Source organism: Idiomarina zobellii (assembly GCF_900100855.1).
GTDB lineage: Bacteria > Pseudomonadota > Gammaproteobacteria > Enterobacterales > Alteromonadaceae > Idiomarina > Idiomarina zobellii.
Genome location: NZ_FNCB01000006.1, coordinates 84,712 through 100,774, shown reverse-complemented (window position 1 = coordinate 100,774; position 16,063 = coordinate 84,712). Strand labels below are relative to the sequence as shown.

At 49.7% G+C, this 16,063-nt stretch carries 16 protein-coding genes and 1 other RNA gene; 7 read left to right on the top strand and 10 right to left on the bottom strand.

What is annotated here, in order from left to right; translation table 11 throughout:
- Window positions 1-392 (bottom strand): IS110 family transposase (locus BLT32_RS07580; RefSeq protein WP_143020950.1); only part of this gene is annotated, 392 nt, incomplete at its 3' end.
- A 676-nt stretch (window positions 393-1,068) separates the two neighbouring features.
- On the opposite strand from BLT32_RS07580, the gene BLT32_RS07570 reads away from it, so the two are divergent.
- Window positions 1,069-1,521 carry a helix-turn-helix domain-containing protein gene (locus BLT32_RS07570; protein WP_053953754.1) on the top strand — a complete coding sequence of 151 codons (453 nt, stop codon included), beginning with the start codon at window positions 1,069-1,071 and terminating at the stop codon, window positions 1,519-1,521.
- Window positions 1,522-1,558: 37 nt separating this feature from the next.
- Here the strand turns inward: BLT32_RS07570 and BLT32_RS07565 are convergent, their stop codons facing one another.
- Entirely contained in the window at window positions 1,559-2,833 is a 1,275-nt protein-coding gene (locus BLT32_RS07565; RefSeq protein WP_235443983.1) for a Fic family protein, read from the bottom strand.
- A 348-nt stretch (window positions 2,834-3,181) separates the two neighbouring features.
- Here BLT32_RS07565 and parS point away from each other — a divergent pair, with 348 nt between their 5' ends.
- Entirely contained in the window at window positions 3,182-3,622 is a 441-nt protein-coding gene (gene parS, locus BLT32_RS07560) for an Xre family toxin-antitoxin system antitoxin (RefSeq protein WP_053953752.1), read from the top strand.
- A 67-nt stretch (window positions 3,623-3,689) separates the two neighbouring features.
- On the opposite strand, the gene BLT32_RS07555 is transcribed toward parS, so the two are convergent.
- Genes BLT32_RS07555 through BLT32_RS07540 form a run of 4 tightly spaced genes read right to left on the bottom strand, consistent with a single transcriptional unit; the run spans window position 3,690 to window position 7,908 of the window.
- Window positions 3,690-4,868: an FAD-dependent oxidoreductase gene (locus BLT32_RS07555; RefSeq protein ID WP_053953751.1), complete on the bottom strand. Its 1,179-nt coding sequence runs from the start codon at window positions 4,866-4,868 to the stop codon at window positions 3,690-3,692.
- Window positions 4,865-6,031, bottom strand: coding sequence for a 2-octaprenyl-6-methoxyphenyl hydroxylase (ubiH, locus tag BLT32_RS07550; RefSeq protein ID WP_053953750.1), 1,167 nt, complete (start codon window positions 6,029-6,031; stop codon window positions 4,865-4,867). Before ubiH ends, BLT32_RS07555 begins: the two co-directional genes overlap by 4 nt.
- The gene (pepP, locus tag BLT32_RS07545) at window positions 6,013-7,335 is read right to left on the bottom strand and encodes a Xaa-Pro aminopeptidase (protein WP_053953749.1); all 1,323 of its coding nucleotides are present in this window, start codon (window positions 7,333-7,335) and stop codon (window positions 6,013-6,015) included. Before pepP ends, ubiH begins: the two co-directional genes overlap by 19 nt.
- Before the next feature lie 3 nt (window positions 7,336-7,338).
- A complete protein-coding gene (locus BLT32_RS07540) occupies window positions 7,339-7,908 on the bottom strand; it encodes a UPF0149 family protein (RefSeq protein ID WP_053953748.1) in 570 nt (189 codons plus the stop codon).
- A gap of 133 nt (window positions 7,909-8,041) precedes the next feature.
- Between BLT32_RS07540 and zapA the strand changes: the two genes are divergently transcribed.
- Together zapA and ssrS are read left to right on the top strand one after the other, a co-directional pair.
- The gene (gene zapA, locus BLT32_RS07535) at window positions 8,042-8,353 is read left to right on the top strand and encodes a cell division protein ZapA (protein ID WP_053953747.1); all 312 of its coding nucleotides are present in this window, start codon (window positions 8,042-8,044) and stop codon (window positions 8,351-8,353) included.
- 27 nt (window positions 8,354-8,380) lie between these two features.
- Window positions 8,381-8,565: non-coding RNA, 6S RNA (gene ssrS / locus BLT32_RS07530), on the top strand.
- 23 nt (window positions 8,566-8,588) lie between these two features.
- Here the strand turns inward: ssrS and BLT32_RS07525 are convergent.
- Window positions 8,589-10,175 (bottom strand): amidohydrolase family protein, encoded by a 1,587-nt coding sequence (locus tag BLT32_RS07525; RefSeq protein ID WP_053953746.1) that lies wholly within the window; start codon window positions 10,173-10,175, stop codon window positions 8,589-8,591.
- Between the two features lie 47 nt (window positions 10,176-10,222).
- Between BLT32_RS07525 and BLT32_RS07520 the strand changes: the two genes are divergently transcribed.
- From BLT32_RS07520 to serA, 3 genes are all read left to right on the top strand, one after another.
- Window positions 10,223-10,810 carry a 5-formyltetrahydrofolate cyclo-ligase gene (locus BLT32_RS07520; RefSeq protein ID WP_053953745.1) on the top strand — a complete coding sequence of 196 codons (588 nt, stop codon included), beginning with the start codon at window positions 10,223-10,225 and terminating at the stop codon, window positions 10,808-10,810.
- An 81-nt stretch (window positions 10,811-10,891) separates the two neighbouring features.
- The gene (gene rpiA / locus BLT32_RS07515; protein ID WP_053953744.1) at window positions 10,892-11,563 is read left to right on the top strand and encodes a ribose-5-phosphate isomerase RpiA; all 672 of its coding nucleotides are present in this window, start codon (window positions 10,892-10,894) and stop codon (window positions 11,561-11,563) included.
- Complete coding sequence (serA, locus tag BLT32_RS07510) at window positions 11,563-12,789, top strand: phosphoglycerate dehydrogenase (protein ID WP_053953743.1); 1,227 nt, start codon at window positions 11,563-11,565, stop codon at window positions 12,787-12,789. Before rpiA ends, serA begins: the two co-directional genes overlap by 1 nt.
- Here the strand turns inward: serA and phoU are convergent.
- Genes phoU through pstA form a run of 3 tightly spaced genes read right to left on the bottom strand, consistent with a single transcriptional unit; the run spans window position 12,786 to window position 16,045 of the window.
- The gene (gene phoU / locus BLT32_RS07505; RefSeq protein ID WP_053953742.1) at window positions 12,786-13,508 is read right to left on the bottom strand and encodes a phosphate signaling complex protein PhoU; all 723 of its coding nucleotides are present in this window, start codon (window positions 13,506-13,508) and stop codon (window positions 12,786-12,788) included. The genes serA and phoU overlap by 4 nt on opposite strands.
- A gap of 10 nt (window positions 13,509-13,518) precedes the next feature.
- Window positions 13,519-14,337 (bottom strand): phosphate ABC transporter ATP-binding protein PstB, encoded by an 819-nt coding sequence (gene pstB, locus BLT32_RS07500; protein WP_053953760.1) that lies wholly within the window; start codon window positions 14,335-14,337, stop codon window positions 13,519-13,521.
- Window positions 14,338-14,383: 46 nt separating this feature from the next.
- Window positions 14,384-16,045 carry a phosphate ABC transporter permease PstA gene (gene pstA / locus BLT32_RS07495; protein WP_053953741.1) on the bottom strand — a complete coding sequence of 554 codons (1,662 nt, stop codon included), beginning with the start codon at window positions 16,043-16,045 and terminating at the stop codon, window positions 14,384-14,386.
- Window positions 16,046-16,063 lie beyond the last annotated feature (18 nt).

Below are 16,063 nucleotides of genomic sequence, written 5' to 3'. Positions count from 1 at the left end.
CCTTCCCGTTGATTCACCATCAGAGCTAAATCCTGCTGCTCAATACTTTTCAGCCTGACCGTCTGACGATTAGGCCGTGATGCCGCCTCGGCTATCGCCCGGGCGTCATTTGCATCGTTCTTCTCACCCTGCAAATACGCTTTGACGAAGCGTGGTGGCAGCGCCACCGTTTTATAACCCAGTTTTTCACATTCGCGGCGCCAGTAATGACTCATGCCGCAGGACTCAACCGCCACTTCACAGTCATCTGTACGTTTCAATGTTGCCAGCTTCGCTAACACCTTGTTGCTGCGCAGCTTTTTATTAAACACTTCCTGCTCATTTTCATCCAGCGCCAAAACCTGAATAAAATCCTTTGCCAAATCCAGTGCAATTCTGTTTACAATAGCCATTGGTCCTCTCCACTCTGTTTCTATAGAAGCTTGAACCTCTATATTGGCACATTGCGATGCCGTAAGAGGGAGGGGACCATCTCATCAGGCTACATCAGGACACGCTGACTACAACCGCTCGGCGAGATCAGCGGGCGCAATGTAGCGCATGGCTTTTTCATACAGCACAGTATGCTTTGTCTGATTCTTTTCCCATACCAGCTTGTGTGACCTTATTACTTGGTTCACCGAAATCTTAGTTTCACTTTAAGTTGCTAAATATCGCAAAATGCGATATTTTTATCAGCATAGGATGCATTTTGAGAATTATCACAAAGAAGCGAGTAAAAAATGCCATGCTTCAATACCCTCAGTGGCAAGTGGGGTTAGATTTATGGTGTCATGTTTTTGGTCAAAACTCTCTTAATGCACATTCTTACAGCCAAATTAAAAGTATTTGGCGCCGAGCATCCGGTTGGAATACAGACCGAATAGCCGGAAAGCGGCTGAAGAATGAGAACGGTGACTATGGCACCATATTTGATTTATATATTTTTGATGTCCACGGAAGCAACTGCCGAATACTTGCAAAACTAGGACACAATACACTCTTTGTAAGAGATATTTTGTCACACTCCGAGTACGACAAGTGGTGTAAACACAATGTTCACCAAGGCAAATTAAGAAGGTAATGACTATGAACGCTCAACAGGACGAAATGGTAGCGCTGGGACAAGTCGCTTCGGCAATAAGTGCTACAGCAATGGAGTTTGCTGGAACTGCCGTTGAGCTTTTTCATTACACTTATACACCCATTCAGTCTGAAAAAGAGCTTCTTGAGAGAGCCGACGTTATGGACTACTTAATGGATTTGGCTCAGCACGAAAACGATATTGTGCTAGTGTTTGCTAACGCAATTTCTGATCGCATTGAAGAATTTGAAGATCAAATGGAAATGCCTACTGTTCCAGTTGCCGAGAAGCTAAAAATGCTAATGAAAACCCGTTCGGTAAAACAGAAAGACTTAAAAAATATAGCGCCTCAAAGCGTAATAAGCGAGTTGTTAAACGGCAAGCGCACTGTCAACCTAAACCAAGCAAAAGGCTTTGCCGGATATTTTAACCTTCCTGTTAGCTACTTTGTTGAATAGATACCGCACCTGACGTAGTTACATCAGGACACGCTGACTACAACCGCTCGGCGAGATCAGCGGGCGCAATGTAGCGCATGGCTTTGCCTTTGCTAGCTTTACCGACCAATAGCAGGTCTCGCTTGGCGAGGTCATTCAAATAGGTGCGTGCGGTATTTTCATTGCAGCCAAGGTTGTTTGCTACGGTTTTCACGGTAAATACCCGTCCGGGGTTCTTCACTGCTTCTTTGAGTATGTCGAGCTGCCCTCGTTTTAGAGCGTTGGCTACGGCGCTTTTTTCAACCCAGTTCATAAACTCGAACATTTCTTTTTGTTTGCGCTCTATATACTCCCGTAACGCATCGACCGCTTTTACGACAATGTCTACCTGATGGTACAAAAAGTAGGTGAGATCATTGTCGTCGGTTTCAGTGTATAAAAACGCGCGATCATAGTCGGTGCGCTTCTCCTGAATGAGCTTACTAATGGACACATACTCGAACAGCCAGTAGCCCGATTTCAGCATAAACCAATAAAAAAGCGCTCTTGCGGTACGTCCGTTACCATCGCCAAAAGGATGAATGTAAGCCACCATAAAATGCAAAATAATGGCTTTTACCAACGGATGAATAAAGTTATCGGAGTTCAGTTGCCCATGCTCTTCATTGGCAAACTGACAAAGCTTTTCCATGCGCTCCTGTAGGCTTCTGGCCGCTGGCGGAACATGCGCTACGTCGTTGTATTGGTCGCGTATATCAATGTCGTTACTGGTTCTGAACTCGCCCGGCACGGCGTCATTATCAATGCCTTTATGGGTCGCTATTTCGTGTAATTCCAGAATAAGCGGAATGGTTAACTCGTCGTTTTTCAAGCTGACAGCCCGCTTCATTAACCGATAGTTATTGGCTATCATTTGTTCCGACTTGTTCTGTGGCTGACGTTCGGACTCAAGCATTTCTTTCGCAACTTTGCGCGTTGTCGACGCCCCTTCCAATTGTGACGACGTAATAGCCTCCTCCATCAGTAAGCTTTGGACTAAATAGGCGTTCTTTTCCTGCTTTCCGAAAAAAGGATGGTCAGAAACGCTTTGCGAGCCGCCGGTCAGCTTATCGATATAATGCAGCTTGGCCTGAAGAGAGTCTGGAATGCACAGCTTAAAACATGATGATTCATTAACGCCGCAAAGCTCTGGCAAGTTCCGGCTGACATTAGTCCGAGCCAATTTAGTCGCTAACCAGGCAAGTTCCGGGTTATCGCCTTTGTTGACACGCCACTTAAATTTGTCCCATGGCAAGTACTCACCTTCAGAATTGGTGATACTGTAGGTTTTCATAACTCTAAAAACATCCTCCGGAGAATAAACTGAAAAAAGTTCATCCATCGAAGGTGGCGTTCTAACCCTTGCCATATATAACTCCATAACTAAGTTAATGAATTAATATATAGCTTAAATTATGATAAAACACAAATTTGAAAATTTACGTTTTATCGGTAACAATCCTAATATAATTCAGCTTCTTCATACAGCACAGTATGCTTCGTCTGATTCTTTTCCCATACCAGCTTGTGTAACCTTGTTACTTGGTTCACCAAGCTACTAATTTCAATTAAAACTGCAGAAATTTTGAACTGTGCTATCATTAACCAAACGGTTATTTTTAAAGATCCATGCGGAGGATTTATGGAGTTACGAGAATACACTCCAGTAATGCAGCCTAAAGATATATGGGCAGAGTTAGGCCTTCCAAATGAAGACTCAAGATTGAGGGAGCAAATTGCCAATGGATTACCAATAAAAGTACTTAACCACGTGGCAAGCTCTATGGAAATGACTCAGAAAAGCATTATTGAAGCGCTACACATACCGCCAACAACTTTCCTGCGTCGTAAGAAAGGAGGACGCCTTACCACGGAGGAGAGTGATAAGTTATATAGCCTTATTGAAGTACTTGCTCGTTCAACTGATTTATTTGACGGTGACCGTAAGGCGGCCGTTGAATGGATGACCAAAAAAGTCCCCGGACTTGGTCATATGCGCCCTATTGATATGTTAGACAGTCACACAAATACTGAAGCTGTATTGGACATAATTACCCGTTTGGAATACGGGGTTTATTCTTAAGATGTGGGTTTATCGCTTAAGTAAAACAAAATATCTGGACACATCATTTACCGGAAACGGAGCCCGGTTAGTTTGAACCTAACGCCACTTCCGCCAGTTTACGTTTTAACGGCGTGAACTTGTTGGGAATAGCAAAGGCTAATGCCCGCAGGCCTTTTACAACCGGGTTGGCGGTACCAAAGCCGCGTTTAAACAGCTCCATGGCGGCTATCATAACTTGGGTGTCGGCTTTGCGGGCTCGTTGGTAGGCGTTTAAGTGTTTGGTTAAGTCGTTCAGCGCTTTTAAGTCCACGCCCTGCAACTGTTTGCACAGCTCGCTAACGTCACCAAAGCCTAAGTTAGCGCCCTGCCCGGCAAGCGGGTGTATGGTGTGCGCGGCGTCGCCGGCCAGCACAATGCGCTGATGAAACCACTGGCGTGCATACTGCATTCTAAGCGGAAAAGCTTTTATGTCTGACACGCATTCGCACGCACCCAGCACTCGACCAGACTCTGTCTCTACCTGTTTCGCAAAACGCTCTGGTGTTTCGCTCAGTAACTGCGCCGCTAGGGGTTCGTCGGCAGACCAAACAATAGAAACAATATGTGAGTTGGGCGTCGGTAACAACGCCAACGGTCCGGTGGGTAAAAACACTTGTCGGGCAACGCCGTTATGAGGCTGTTCGGTATGAATATTGGCGACAATGCCGCGCTGCTCGTAGTCCCAGAAACTAATGGGGAGTTCGGCAAACTGACGCACTTGCGAGCGCCCGCCGTCCGCGCCAATAATGAGGTTAGCGGAAAGTAACTGCTCACCCACGTTTACTTCTGCGGGACTGCTCTCGTCGCCCGCGCTTATTAATTTCCAGCTGTCCGTTTGAATGATTTCCACGCCAGCCTGTTCGGCACTTTCCCACAAAAAGTGTTCGGCCACATTGTTTTCGACAATAGCGCCAATGTCTTCGGCGTTAATTTCGACAGCGGAAAATTCAATATGGGCGGGGCTGTCTTTGTCCCACACTTGCATGCTGTTATAAGGCCCGGTGCGATGCGCCTGTATTTTTTGCCAGGCACCACAGTCGGCCAGCACGCTGCGGCTACGATCGTTTAATGCGCTAACCCGCAATGCCAATTCTTCAGTCAGCTCGGGCTGGTCGTGGCGCTCTAACACCACCACTTGCCGGCCTTGTTGCGCCAGCTTGGTGGCCAGGCTAAGGCCTATCATTCCGCCGCCAACAACCACAATGTCAGTCTGTTTGCGTGTCATGGTTTCATCCCCATGGTTAGGCGGGCAAAGCGGGACTTTAACGGTGCGCAGTGCTGCAACAGCATGAGTGCGCTGTTACGCCCCAGCACGGTTGGCCAGAATTGATTGGAAAAGCCGCGCACTAAACCGTCGGTTAACCGAATAATAGACTCGTAGTCGCGTTCGCGGTGCTGTTCGTAATTATTCAGATGCTCAAAAGCGCCAGGGTCGGTTGCTTTGGCTAAGCTTTCGCACAGCTGTTCGACGTCGCGCAGTCCTAAATTAAAGCCCTGCCCCGCAATAGGATGCAACGCGTGCGAGGCATTGCCAATAATAACCGCGCGGTGATGCGTTGAACGTTTCGCCCGGCGCAAAATAAGCGGATAAAACACTCGCGGCGATACCGATTTAAAACGCCCGGCTCGATAACCAAAGGCTTTTTGGCAACGTTGTAAAAACTCTGCGTCTGTCCATTTTTCGGCTTCGGCTAGCTGCTTTTCGGTAAAGCTCCACACCAACGACGCCTGATTCCCCTGCATTGGCAAAAGCGCAATGGGTCCGTTTTCGGTAAAGCGTTCGTACGCCCAGCCATCGAGTGGTTGTTCGAGGTCAACGATGCCAATACAGCCATACTGCCCGTAATCGGTCACGTCTGACTTCAGTCGTAACTGCTCGCGCACCAACGAGTTTTGTCCGTCGGCACCAATCAGTAAACGGCAATGTACCTGCTGTTGGTTGTCCAAAACGACGCGTGTCTGAGCAGACTCTTGTTGCACTTGTTCGGCGCGCACGCCGCCTAACCAGGTAATGTTACTGAGTTGCTGGCAACTGTCGTATAAGCGGCCGACCAACTCAGACGCGGCTACCACTTTACCTAAAGCTTCCACGCCTTCTTGTTCGGCATGCAGCTCAGTACCGCCTATGAAGCCGCGATCGGAAATATGAATGTGCTTAATGGGCTCGTGGGCAATATTGTCGAGTACGCCCAGCTTTGACAAACGGTGAGCAGATGCTGCGGCCAGCGCAATAATGCGTTTGTCGTTGGGTGGGCCTTCTTTACGGGGTTCACAAATAACAATACGCCAGTCCGGGCGCTGCTGCGCCAGCATCATACCGGTCAGCGCACCAACCAGACCGCCGCCAACAATGGCAACATCGGCAGATATTACTTGCCGCTCATCCATGCTTCTATCTCTTCTATGGTTTTAGGCACGTCGCTGGTGAGGTTTTCATAACCTTCAGCGGTGACTACCAGATCGTCTTCAATACGAATGCCAATGCCGCGCCACTTTTCATCAACGTCGGCGTCTTCGGGAATATAAATACCCGGTTCAACGGTCAACACCATGCCCGGCTCAAAGGGTACCGGTTTGCCGTTGTCATCTTTGTAGCGACCCATGTCGTGTACGTCGAGTCCCAGCCAGTGCCCTAAACCGTGAATAAAGTAGGTTTTCCAGCGCACGGCTTCAAACGCGGTGTCCGGGTCACCGTCGATAATACCCAACTCAACCAGACCGTCGTTAATCACCCGCGCGGCAGCGTTGCTGGCGTTAACCAAATTGCTGCCCGGTTTTATTTCCTCAAACGCCGCTTGTTGGGCTTTTAATACCAGTTCATACAAGGTGCGCTGGGTGTCGCTGAACTTGCCGTTAACCGGGAAAGTACGGGTAATGTCGGCAGCATACCCCTGATACTCGGCACCGGCATCGACGAGGATCAAATCGCCGTCGTTTAGTACGTCTTTGTTGTCGGTGTAGTGCAGTACGCAAGCGTTGGCGCCGCCACCGCAGATCATCCCGTAGGCAGGATACAGTGCGCCGTTCATGGCAAACTCATGATGCAGCTCGGCACCGACCTGATACTCGTGTTTGCCGGGCTCAACAAAGCGCATAATGCGGCGAAACGCGTTGCTGCTAATGCGTGCCGACTCGCGCATGACGTTAATTTCAGCCTCTGATTTTATCAGTCGCATGTCGTCTAATAACGCACGTAAGTCGCCCAGACTTTGTGGCGGTAATTCGCCGCTGCGTCTGGCTGCTTGCTGCAATTGGTTGCGTGCGCCGTTAATTAGCTCGCCCACTTCGGCCTGGTCGCCCATGAGATAGAACACGCTATCCATACCTTTCAGTATGTCCGGCAGTCGCTCTTCAATGGCGTCTATGTCTTCAGCGGCGTCGACTTTTAACGTCGGCTCTGCGTTTTCATAACCTAAACGCAGGCCGTGCCAAACTTCCTGCTGCGGGTCTTTGTCCTGACAAAACAGTAAGCTTTGCGGCTTTTCACCGTTAACCAGTAACAGCACCGCGTCGGGCTCGGCAAAGCCGGTCAAATAGAAAAAGTCACTGTTTTGCCGAAACGGATACTCAGTGTCGTTACTGCGTGTGACTTCACTGTTACCAGCAATAATGGCGACAGCGCCTAATGGCAAACGCTTCATAAGCGCCTGCCGACGTTGTGCAAATTCTTCTACGGAAGTTACAGCGGTCATAAATTAGTGCAGTGTTTTTGGTGGTTGATTGGCTGGCTGCTCTTTGCGGCCTAACTCGGTGTAGCACATCATGGCCGATACGCGCAGGTATTCGACAATTTCAAAGTAAGCGCGCTCTTCTTCCTCGCCGCCACCTTCTTCGGTAAACTCAATTTTTGCCAGCTCTACCATGTCTTCAATGGCTTCTTTTAAGTCGGCGCTTAAGGTGGCCATGCTTTGTTGGTTAACACCGTAGCCTGCGAGAAACGCATTCACCCAGCCGGCTAGTGCACTTAAACGCTCTGGCAAAGGCTCGCCGTCTTCCGGCAATAACAAGCGAAAGCCTAAGTCGTGGTCGCCCAGCGAATGTTCAATTTCTTCGGCTTGTTGCTGTAATAAATTTTTAAGCTCTGTTGGAATGCTTTGCCCGTCGTAAGCTAAGTCTGCCAACACCGCCATAAGCTCGTCGCTTTTTGGCTCGCTGCCGGTGGCTATTAAACCCGTGAGCATACCCTGAATTTCAGAAGCGCCCGGTGTCATATCGTAGCCCGCGTAAAGTTCGACTAAACGGTCATAATTAAAGCGTGTGGACATGAAATCTCGCCTTTTGTGAATCTTGCCATAATCCTAACACTGGCTTTACATAATCGCTAGCTGACAAACGCCCGCCGCTCGTGCCATAATGCAGTTATTCACGCTGATGAGTCAGTTGCAAGGAGTCTTTTGAATGGCCGCGAAAACCATGGATATTAAATTGCTGGAGCGTAACTATAAGGTTGCCTGTCCTGTGGGTCAGGAAAGCGCATTACAGCAAGCGGCAGATGCCTTAAACCAAAGGCTGGAAGAGACCAAGGAAAACACGCAGCTGACCAATGTCGAACAAATAGCCGTGATGACCGCATTAAACTTGTGCCACGAATGGATACAAGACCAGAACGAACAGTCGGCCAAAACAGCCAAGCTTGAAGAGAAAATTCAACTGCTTCAGGCGACAATTGAACAAGCAATGAGCGAACAGCGTTCGCAGCGTAATCGCTAAATAGACAAAACAGTAACCCTTTTCTGCGGTTCCCTGGGGTGTTTGCCAGCAGGCTAATGTCCCTGAGCCGATGCTTGTATTAAAAGGGGATCACTGGCCCGTCATGAGCAAGCCCGGCATGCACCGGGAAGCCTACGACGGATACCACTTGCTCCCCGCCTTGAACCAATGGGTTCAAGGGCTACAGCCAGCAGCGGCACCTTGGGGAACCACCATTTCTTATCAGGTTAAAGCCTTACTCAGCACGTTCGGCTTTTTCTTTTGCGACAATGCGCTTTACGTCTTCCAGCAGCGCCTGAGCGTCGTAAACGATACCGTCTTTAATGGTGTACTGAATGCCTTCGGTGCGCATGGGTTTGTTCTGGTCGTTAAGTTTGAAGTGACCGGTTCCATACAGCACTTTAAAGTTCGCCAGTGGGTTTTCTTTCACAATAACCATGTCGGCTTTTTTGCCCAGCGCAATGCTGCCAATGTCGTCCTCCATGCCTAAGGCCTCAGACCCTGCAACCGTTGCCGCATGTATTACTTCTAACGCATTTAGCCCGGCTTCACGCAGCAGTTCCATTTCGCGAATGTAACCAAAACCATAAATTTTATAGATATAGCCCGCGTCAGAGCCCAGCGTAATGCGACCGCCGTTGGCGTGATAGTCTTTCAGGAAGGTCATCCACTTGTCGTAGTTCTTTTTCCAGGCAATTTCATTGTCGGTGGTCCAGTCGAACCAGTACGAGCCGTGTGCATAACGACTTGGCTCGAAAAAGTCCCACAGTCTTGGCAGTGTGTATTCGTCGTGCCAAATGGCCTGGCGTTCGCGCATTAGATCTCGCGAGGCTTCGTAAATAGTGAGTGTTGGGTTAATAGTGAAGTCGAGTTCTATCAGTTCATCACGAACGGCGTTCCACTTTTCAGAGCCCGGTTCAGCCGCCTGTTTCCATAAACGCCCTGCTTCTTCAAAACGATGCTGTTCGTTGTTGTAGTTGTAATGCGCGGGATAGTCCTGAATGCGCTGCTCTTCGAATAAAGCTTCCGGTAAACCGTACCAGTGCTCCATTGAGGTCAGTCCTAAACGAGCCGAGTCCAGTGCGTTCATGGACATAACGTTGAGCTGAGCGTGATGCATCATGGTGCCCAGACCTTGTTTGTTAGCTTCGTCGAGCGCCGCTTCCATCACCTTACGTGATGCGCCAAAGAACTTAATGCCAGCAGCGCCTTTGTCTTTTATATAGCGTACCCAGTCGCGGGCTTGCTCAGCGCCATAAATGGGCTCTTCCCAACCTTGTCCGAAACCGACATAAGGCACAATGCGCGGCGAGGCAATGTCGTTGTCCTGCGCTTGTTCCTGATGCCACTGCACCCAGCTAAGACCGTTAAAGCTGCCGGGTTCGCGAATGGTAGTAATGCCGTGTCCCAGCCATAATTTCAGTACATACTCTGCCGGAATGCCTTCGGCGGAGCCGCCAATGTGAGCATGCATGTCGATAAAGCCGGGCAGAATATAATGGCCGGACACATCCATTTCTTTGTCGCCGCGACCTGCTTTAGGGCGGCGCGAGTCGATAATAGGCACACCCGGGTTACCCACACTGACAATTTGAGTAATGCGGTCGTCTTCAATAACAATATCGACCGGGCCTTGTGGCGGCGCGCCTTCGCCGGTAATGAGAGTACCGCCACGCAGAATTAAGCGATCATAAGGTCCTTCGCCCTGCTCGCGCTCCGGTGCTTTCGGTGGAGCCTGCATTAACGGGGCGGAAAACACCTGAGAGGAAGCAGCAAGCAACAAGGCTGCGCAGGTGAAAGCTATCGTTTTTATTGTTTTCATCGGTTATCCTCGACTCATTCGTTCGGCTGACTGACACAGACTTTAGCATGACCCGACAAGAACTCCGACGCAAGTTACAGCAAATTCGCCGCAGCTTACCCCAGGACTATGCCAAACAGGCCGGCATGGCGGTTGCTGACGCTGTTGAGCAGCGACTGCGCGGGTTAGAGCCAGCCCAAACCACTGTTGCGGTGTATCACAGTTTTGCCGGCGAGTTGCCAACACAGCCAGTTATTCAGCGACTTTGGGAAAACGGCTTTCAAACGGTACTGCCGGTATTACACCCGTTCGCCAAAGGTCATTTATTGTTTTTGCGCTACTCCCCTGACACCCGCATGACTCAAAACAAGTACGGCATAGAAGAGCCGGAGCTGCGTGTCGATAACGTGGTGCCACTGACTGACATTGATGTACTACTGCTGCCACTGGTGGGTTTTGACGAAAAAGGCAACCGCCTGGGTATGGGCGGCGGTTATTACGACCGCACATTAGCCCACTGGTATAACGGACATACACCCCATTTATTCCCGATTGGGCTAAGTTATGACGAGCAGCGGGTTAGTGAGCTGCCTGTCGAGGCCTGGGACATTCCTTTGCCGGAAATTATTACTCCGGGTAAACACTGGCGTTTTTAATCACGTTTTTGCGGTAAAGCGTTCGATAAAAACCAACAAAAACCTTATACTGACGCTAAAAGTCAAACGGGGAATTCCACTATGTCAGGCAATGCAGATTTACTCAAAAAAGCCGCTGCTGAAGCAGCCATGCAGTACATTGAAAATGGTACTGTCGTCGGTGTTGGTACCGGCTCGACAGTTAACTTTTTTATCGATGAGCTGGCAAAACGAAAAGACGATATTGAAGGTGCGGTGTCAAGCTCTGAGGAGTCGACCAAACGCCTGAAAGCCCATGGCATTGAGGTGTTTGACTTAAACTCAGTAGCGGATGTTCCGGTCTATATTGACGGCGCCGACGAAATTAACGAGCACGGCCAAATGATAAAGGGCGGTGGCGGAGCGCTGACTCGCGAGAAAATTATTGCGGCGGTGGCGGATAAATTCATTTGTGTGGCCGACGACAGCAAACGCGTGGGTCGTTTAGGCAGCTTCCCGTTACCGGTTGAGGTTATTCCTATGGCGCGCTCTTATGTGGCGCGGGAAATTGTGAAGTTAGGCGGTGACCCGGTGTGGCGCCAGGGCTTCACGACTGACAACGGCAACTGGATTCTGGATGTGCACAACCTGGACATTATGAAGCCTATGGAGCTTGAGTCGGACCTTAATAATATTGTCGGTGTGGTCACCAACGGCTTATTCGCGCAGCGTGGCGCCGACGTTGCGCTTATTGCTCGCGAAGACGGCGTTGAAACACTGAAGGTAGCAGGCTAATGCAAAAGTCATTGTCGAAAGACAAGATAAAAGTTTTATTGTTAGAAGGTGTGCACGACAGTGCTATACAGCTTTTCCGTCACCACGGTTATAACAATTTAGAGATTCTGCAAACCTCGCTCAGCGAAGACGAGTTGTGTGAGAAAATTAAAGACGCGCACATTGTCGGCATACGCTCGCGCAGCCAGTTGAATGAACGGGTGTTTGCGGCGGCGGAAAAACTCATTGCGGTTGGCTGTTTTTGTATTGGTACCAACCAAGTCGACCTTGAGGCGGCGAAAAAACACGGTGTTATTGTGTTTAATGCGCCGTTTTCTAATACCCGCAGTGTGGCCGAGCTGGTACTGGCTGAAATTATTATGTTGCTGCGCGGTGTTCCTGAGAAAAACGCAGTAGCTCATGAAGGTGGCTGGCTGAAGTCGGCGAAACAGTCGTTCGAGGCGCGCGGTAAAATTCTCGGTATTATTGGTTATGGCCACATTGGCAGTCAGCTGAGCGTGCTTGCCGAGCAACTGGGCATGCACATTCGCTACTACGATGTGGAAGACAAACTCCCTATGGGCAATGCGCAGTCAGTACCAACGTTGGATGACTTGCTGGCCCAGGCCGACATTGTGACGTTGCATGTACCGGAAACTGAGCAAACTCAGTGGATGATTGGCCGTCGCCAAATTGAGCGCATGAAACCCGGTAGCTTACTGATTAACGCGTCGCGCGGCACAGTGGTTGATATTGAGGCTTTGGCCGACGGTTTGTCGTCTCGCCACTTAGGCGGCGCGGCTATTGATGTGTTCCCCGTTGAGCCTAAAGGCAATAATGACGAATTTGTGTCGCCGCTGCGCGGTTTGAAAAACTGTCTGCTGACACCACACATTGGTGGTTCAACACTGGAAGCACAAGAAAACATTGGTGTGGAAGTGGCCGGGAAACTGGTGCGTTATTCTGACAATGGTTCGACGTTGTCAGCGGTGAACTTCCCGGAAGTCAGTTTGCCAACGCATGCGACCACACAGCGATTGCTGCATATTCACAAAAACCAGCCGGGTATGCTGAACGCTATTAACCGTATTATTAGTGACAACGAAATAAACGTCGCGGGTCAATACTTACAAACCGATGAAACCGTCGGTTATGTTGTTATGGATATCGACAGCGAGAATGGTGCCGATATCCTGCAACAACTGAAAGACATTCCAGGCACCATTCGCGCCCGGCGTCTGTTTTAGTCGAGTTTATTCCCCATTACCGTGCGTTCCATGCTCTCTGGCGAAACATGGCGCACGTCTTTACCTTTCACAAAGAAGATAATGTACTCGGCAATGTTCTGACAACGGTCACCCATGCGCTCCAGCGAGCGGGCAGACCACAGAACATCCATAATTTTCGGAATAGACCGCGAGTCTTCCATCATGTAGGTCATTAGCTGACGCGTCAGTGCTTCGTACTGGCGGTCGGCTTGCTCGTCCTGCTGATGCACCTCGTAAGCGGCCTCTAAATCCATGCGTGCAAAGGCATCGAGCACTTTACGCAACATGCTGAGAATGTGCTGTCCTAAGTTTTCCAGGCTGGCCAACAGCTGCTGCTGGTCTTTGTTGAAGCTTTCTTTCGCCACTTTGGCAATGCGCTCTGCTTCGTCACCAATGCGCTCTAAGTCGGCAATGGTTTTGATAATAGCAATAACCAAACGCAGGTCACTGGCCGCCGGCTGACGTTTAGCGATAATGTGCACACATTCTTCGTCAATTTGCACTTCCAGCTTGTTAATTTTGTGGTCGCTGCTCAGGACTTTTTCAGCCAGCTCAACGTTGCCTTTTTGAATGGCTTCCAGCGCGTCGCTGATTTGCTGCTCGACCATTCCGCCCATGCTTAATACCCGGTTACGCACAGCTTCAAGTTCTTCATTGAACTTACCGGATATGTGCTTACTCATGTTCATTTTATCCATAACACTCTCCTTAGCCGTAACGACCGGTAATGTAGTCTTCGGTTTGTTTTTCCGAAGGCGTCGTAAATAAGGTGTCAGTATCTGCGTATTCTATCATTTTACCCATGTACAGGAATGCCGTTTGATCTGACACACGAGCCGCCTGTTGCATGTTGTGGGTAACAATAACCACGGTGAACTTCTCTTTCAGCTCGGTGATAAGCTCTTCAATGGTTAAGGTTGAGATAGGATCCAGCGCTGACGTTGGTTCGTCCAGCAGCAGAATTTCCGGCTCAATGGCAATAGAGCGGGCGATAACCAAACGCTGCTGCTGACCACCCGACAGGCTGAACGCACTGGCGTTCAAACGGTCTTTCACTTCGTCCCAGAGGGCGGCACCGCGCAATGAGGTTTCTACCGCTTCATCCAGTACACGTTTGTCTTTTACGCCTTGCAGGCGCAGACCGTACACCACATTCTCGTAAATAGATTTCGGGAACGGGTTAGGACGCTGGAACACCATACCAACACGGCGTCTTAATGCGGCAACATCGACGTTCTTGTCGTAAATGTTTTGGCCGTGCATTTCAATTTCGCCTTCAATGCGGCAAATTTCCACCAGGTCGTTCATGCGGTTTATGCAACGCAATAAGGTTGATTTACCACAACCTGACGGGCCGATAAACGCCGTAACGCGGTTTTTCGGAATGCGCATGGAAATGTCATGCAGGGCCTGATCTTCACCGTAGTATAAGTCCAGGTTCTTAATGTCCAACGCGGTTTGTTCAGCTGGCAAGTTGTGTAAGTCCAGCTTTTCCATGTTGCTTGTACTCGGGTTAACCGAAATCATAAATTCTGACCCTTTCGCTAATTCATCAAAATCTTCTTTGTAAACTTTAGTGCTCAAGAGAGCGATATTTTTCACGTAAATGGTTACGCACACCAATGGCCGTCAGGTTAAGACCGACAATGACGGTAATGAGTAAGAACGAGGTGGCGTACACCAGCGGTCGAGCCGCTTCAACGTTCGGGCTTTGGAAGCCAACGTCGTAAATATGAAAGCCTAAGTGCATAAACTTACGGTCTAAGTGTAAGTACGGGAAGTTCCCGTCTACCGGCAGCATAGGTGCCGACTTGACCACACCCACCAGCATTAGCGGTGCTACTTCACCCGCCGCACGAGCGACGGCCAAAATAAGCCCTGTCATAATAGCCGGCGATGCCATTGGCAATATAATGCGCCAGATGGTTTCCCACTTGGTTGCACCCAGCGACAAACTGCCCTCGCGCAACGATGGCGGAATGCGTGACAAGCCTTCTTCAGTCGAGACAATAACCACCGGCAGTGTCAGTATAGCCAGAGTTACCGCAGACCAGAGCACGCCCGGCGTACCAAAGGTTGGATTCGGCAAAGCTTCCGGATAGAAAATTTGGTCCAGGCTGCCACCCACCATGTAAACGAAGAAGCCCAGGCCAAATACGCCGTAAACAATCGACGGGACACCGGCCAGGTTAATGACCGCAATACGGATGAGCTTGGTGACCGGGTTTTTACCGGCGTATTCGTGCAGATAAACCGCTGCAACCACACCAAAGGGTGTCACAATAATGGACATGAGCAGTACCATAAATACGGTACCGAAAATGGCCGGGAATACGCCGCCTTCTGTGTTTGCCTCACGCGGGTCGTCACTGACAAACTTACCAATTTGCTGGAAGAAATGCCCCAGCTTGGCGAAAAAGCCCATGTCATTCGGGAAGTTAACGTCTAACACCCGATACATGGGCACTTTTACGTCTTCGCCACGAAAGTCCTTCACGATTAAAGCGTCCCGCTGTGCCTGTTCACGCAGATCGAATAGCTCTTTTTCGTAGACTTGATAGTCGGCGTTTAACTGCTCACGCTGTGCCTGTAAGTCGGCGATAGCCTGCTCAGTCAACTCGTCCTGTAACTCCAGTCGGCGGCGCTCAAGCGACAGCTCATTCAGCTGGTAGTTGATAGACGATATTTCGCCTTCCTGCAGCCCCATAGCCTGCATATTCAGTTCGACCGCACGTTCAACACGCTCGAACATGACTTTTCGGAAGTCTTCGTCACTTTGTTTGGCAACAACTTCGCCATTTTCGGTGACTGCCGTAATGCGGCCGTAAAAGTTGCCGTCTTTACTGCGCTCAATAACCGCCATATTTTTTGGCGTGGTGTCTTTGGTGACCAATGACTCCAGCACCCAGGTAAAGTCCAGCGGCACGTATTCACGGTTACCAATTTTCATTAGGTAACGAGTGACGGTTTCTGATTCTATGTCGGCCAAGTCGACCATGGACTGTGGCAAACGCGTTGTCGGCACCACTTCTGAGTCGTACACCTCACCGATTATGTGCTTGGTGCTGCCATCGGCCTGCTTAATATCCATTTCATGGATGGCAGATGGCCAGAAGAAGGACAGTCCGCGCCAGCCAATCATGATAACCAGCCCAATGACCGCAATTAGGCTGATGCTGACCGAGCCAGCGGTTAGCCAAATCCAGGGTTTTCCGGTTCTAAACCACTTTTTCATCGTTAAACCTCAATTCCG

What these genes read in the sequence shown, in the direction of transcription:
- BLT32_RS07565 (WP_235443983.1), bottom strand. Translation starts at nt 2,833, where the DNA reads ATGAAAACCTACAGTATCACCAATTCTGAAGGTGAGTACTTGCCATGG.
- BLT32_RS07540 (WP_053953748.1), bottom strand. Translation starts at nt 7,908, where the DNA reads ATGTCCACACGCTTTAATTATGACCGTTTAGTCGAACTTTACGCGGGC.
- BLT32_RS07525 (WP_053953746.1), bottom strand. Translation starts at nt 10,175, where the DNA reads ATGAAAACAATAAAAACGATAGCTTTCACCTGCGCAGCCTTGTTGCTT.
- phoU (WP_053953742.1), bottom strand. Translation starts at nt 13,508, where the DNA reads ATGGATAAAATGAACATGAGTAAGCACATATCCGGTAAGTTCAATGAA.
- pstB (WP_053953760.1), bottom strand. Translation starts at nt 14,337, where the DNA reads ATGATTTCGGTTAACCCGAGTACAAGCAACATGGAAAAGCTGGACTTA.
- parS (WP_053953752.1), top strand. Translation starts at nt 3,182, where the DNA reads ATGGAGTTACGAGAATACACTCCAGTAATGCAGCCTAAAGATATATGG.
- pstA (WP_053953741.1), bottom strand. Translation starts at nt 16,045, where the DNA reads ATGAAAAAGTGGTTTAGAACCGGAAAACCCTGGATTTGGCTAACCGCT.
- BLT32_RS07520 (WP_053953745.1), top strand. Translation starts at nt 10,223, where the DNA reads ATGACCCGACAAGAACTCCGACGCAAGTTACAGCAAATTCGCCGCAGC.
- zapA (WP_053953747.1), top strand. Translation starts at nt 8,042, where the DNA reads ATGGCCGCGAAAACCATGGATATTAAATTGCTGGAGCGTAACTATAAG.
- serA (WP_053953743.1), top strand. Translation starts at nt 11,563, where the DNA reads ATGCAAAAGTCATTGTCGAAAGACAAGATAAAAGTTTTATTGTTAGAA.
- pepP (WP_053953749.1), bottom strand. Translation starts at nt 7,335, where the DNA reads ATGACCGCTGTAACTTCCGTAGAAGAATTTGCACAACGTCGGCAGGCG.
- ubiH (WP_053953750.1), bottom strand. Translation starts at nt 6,031, where the DNA reads ATGGATGAGCGGCAAGTAATATCTGCCGATGTTGCCATTGTTGGCGGC.
- BLT32_RS07570 (WP_053953754.1), top strand. Translation starts at nt 1,069, where the DNA reads ATGAACGCTCAACAGGACGAAATGGTAGCGCTGGGACAAGTCGCTTCG.
- rpiA (WP_053953744.1), top strand. Translation starts at nt 10,892, where the DNA reads ATGTCAGGCAATGCAGATTTACTCAAAAAAGCCGCTGCTGAAGCAGCC.
- BLT32_RS07555 (WP_053953751.1), bottom strand. Translation starts at nt 4,868, where the DNA reads ATGACACGCAAACAGACTGACATTGTGGTTGTTGGCGGCGGAATGATA.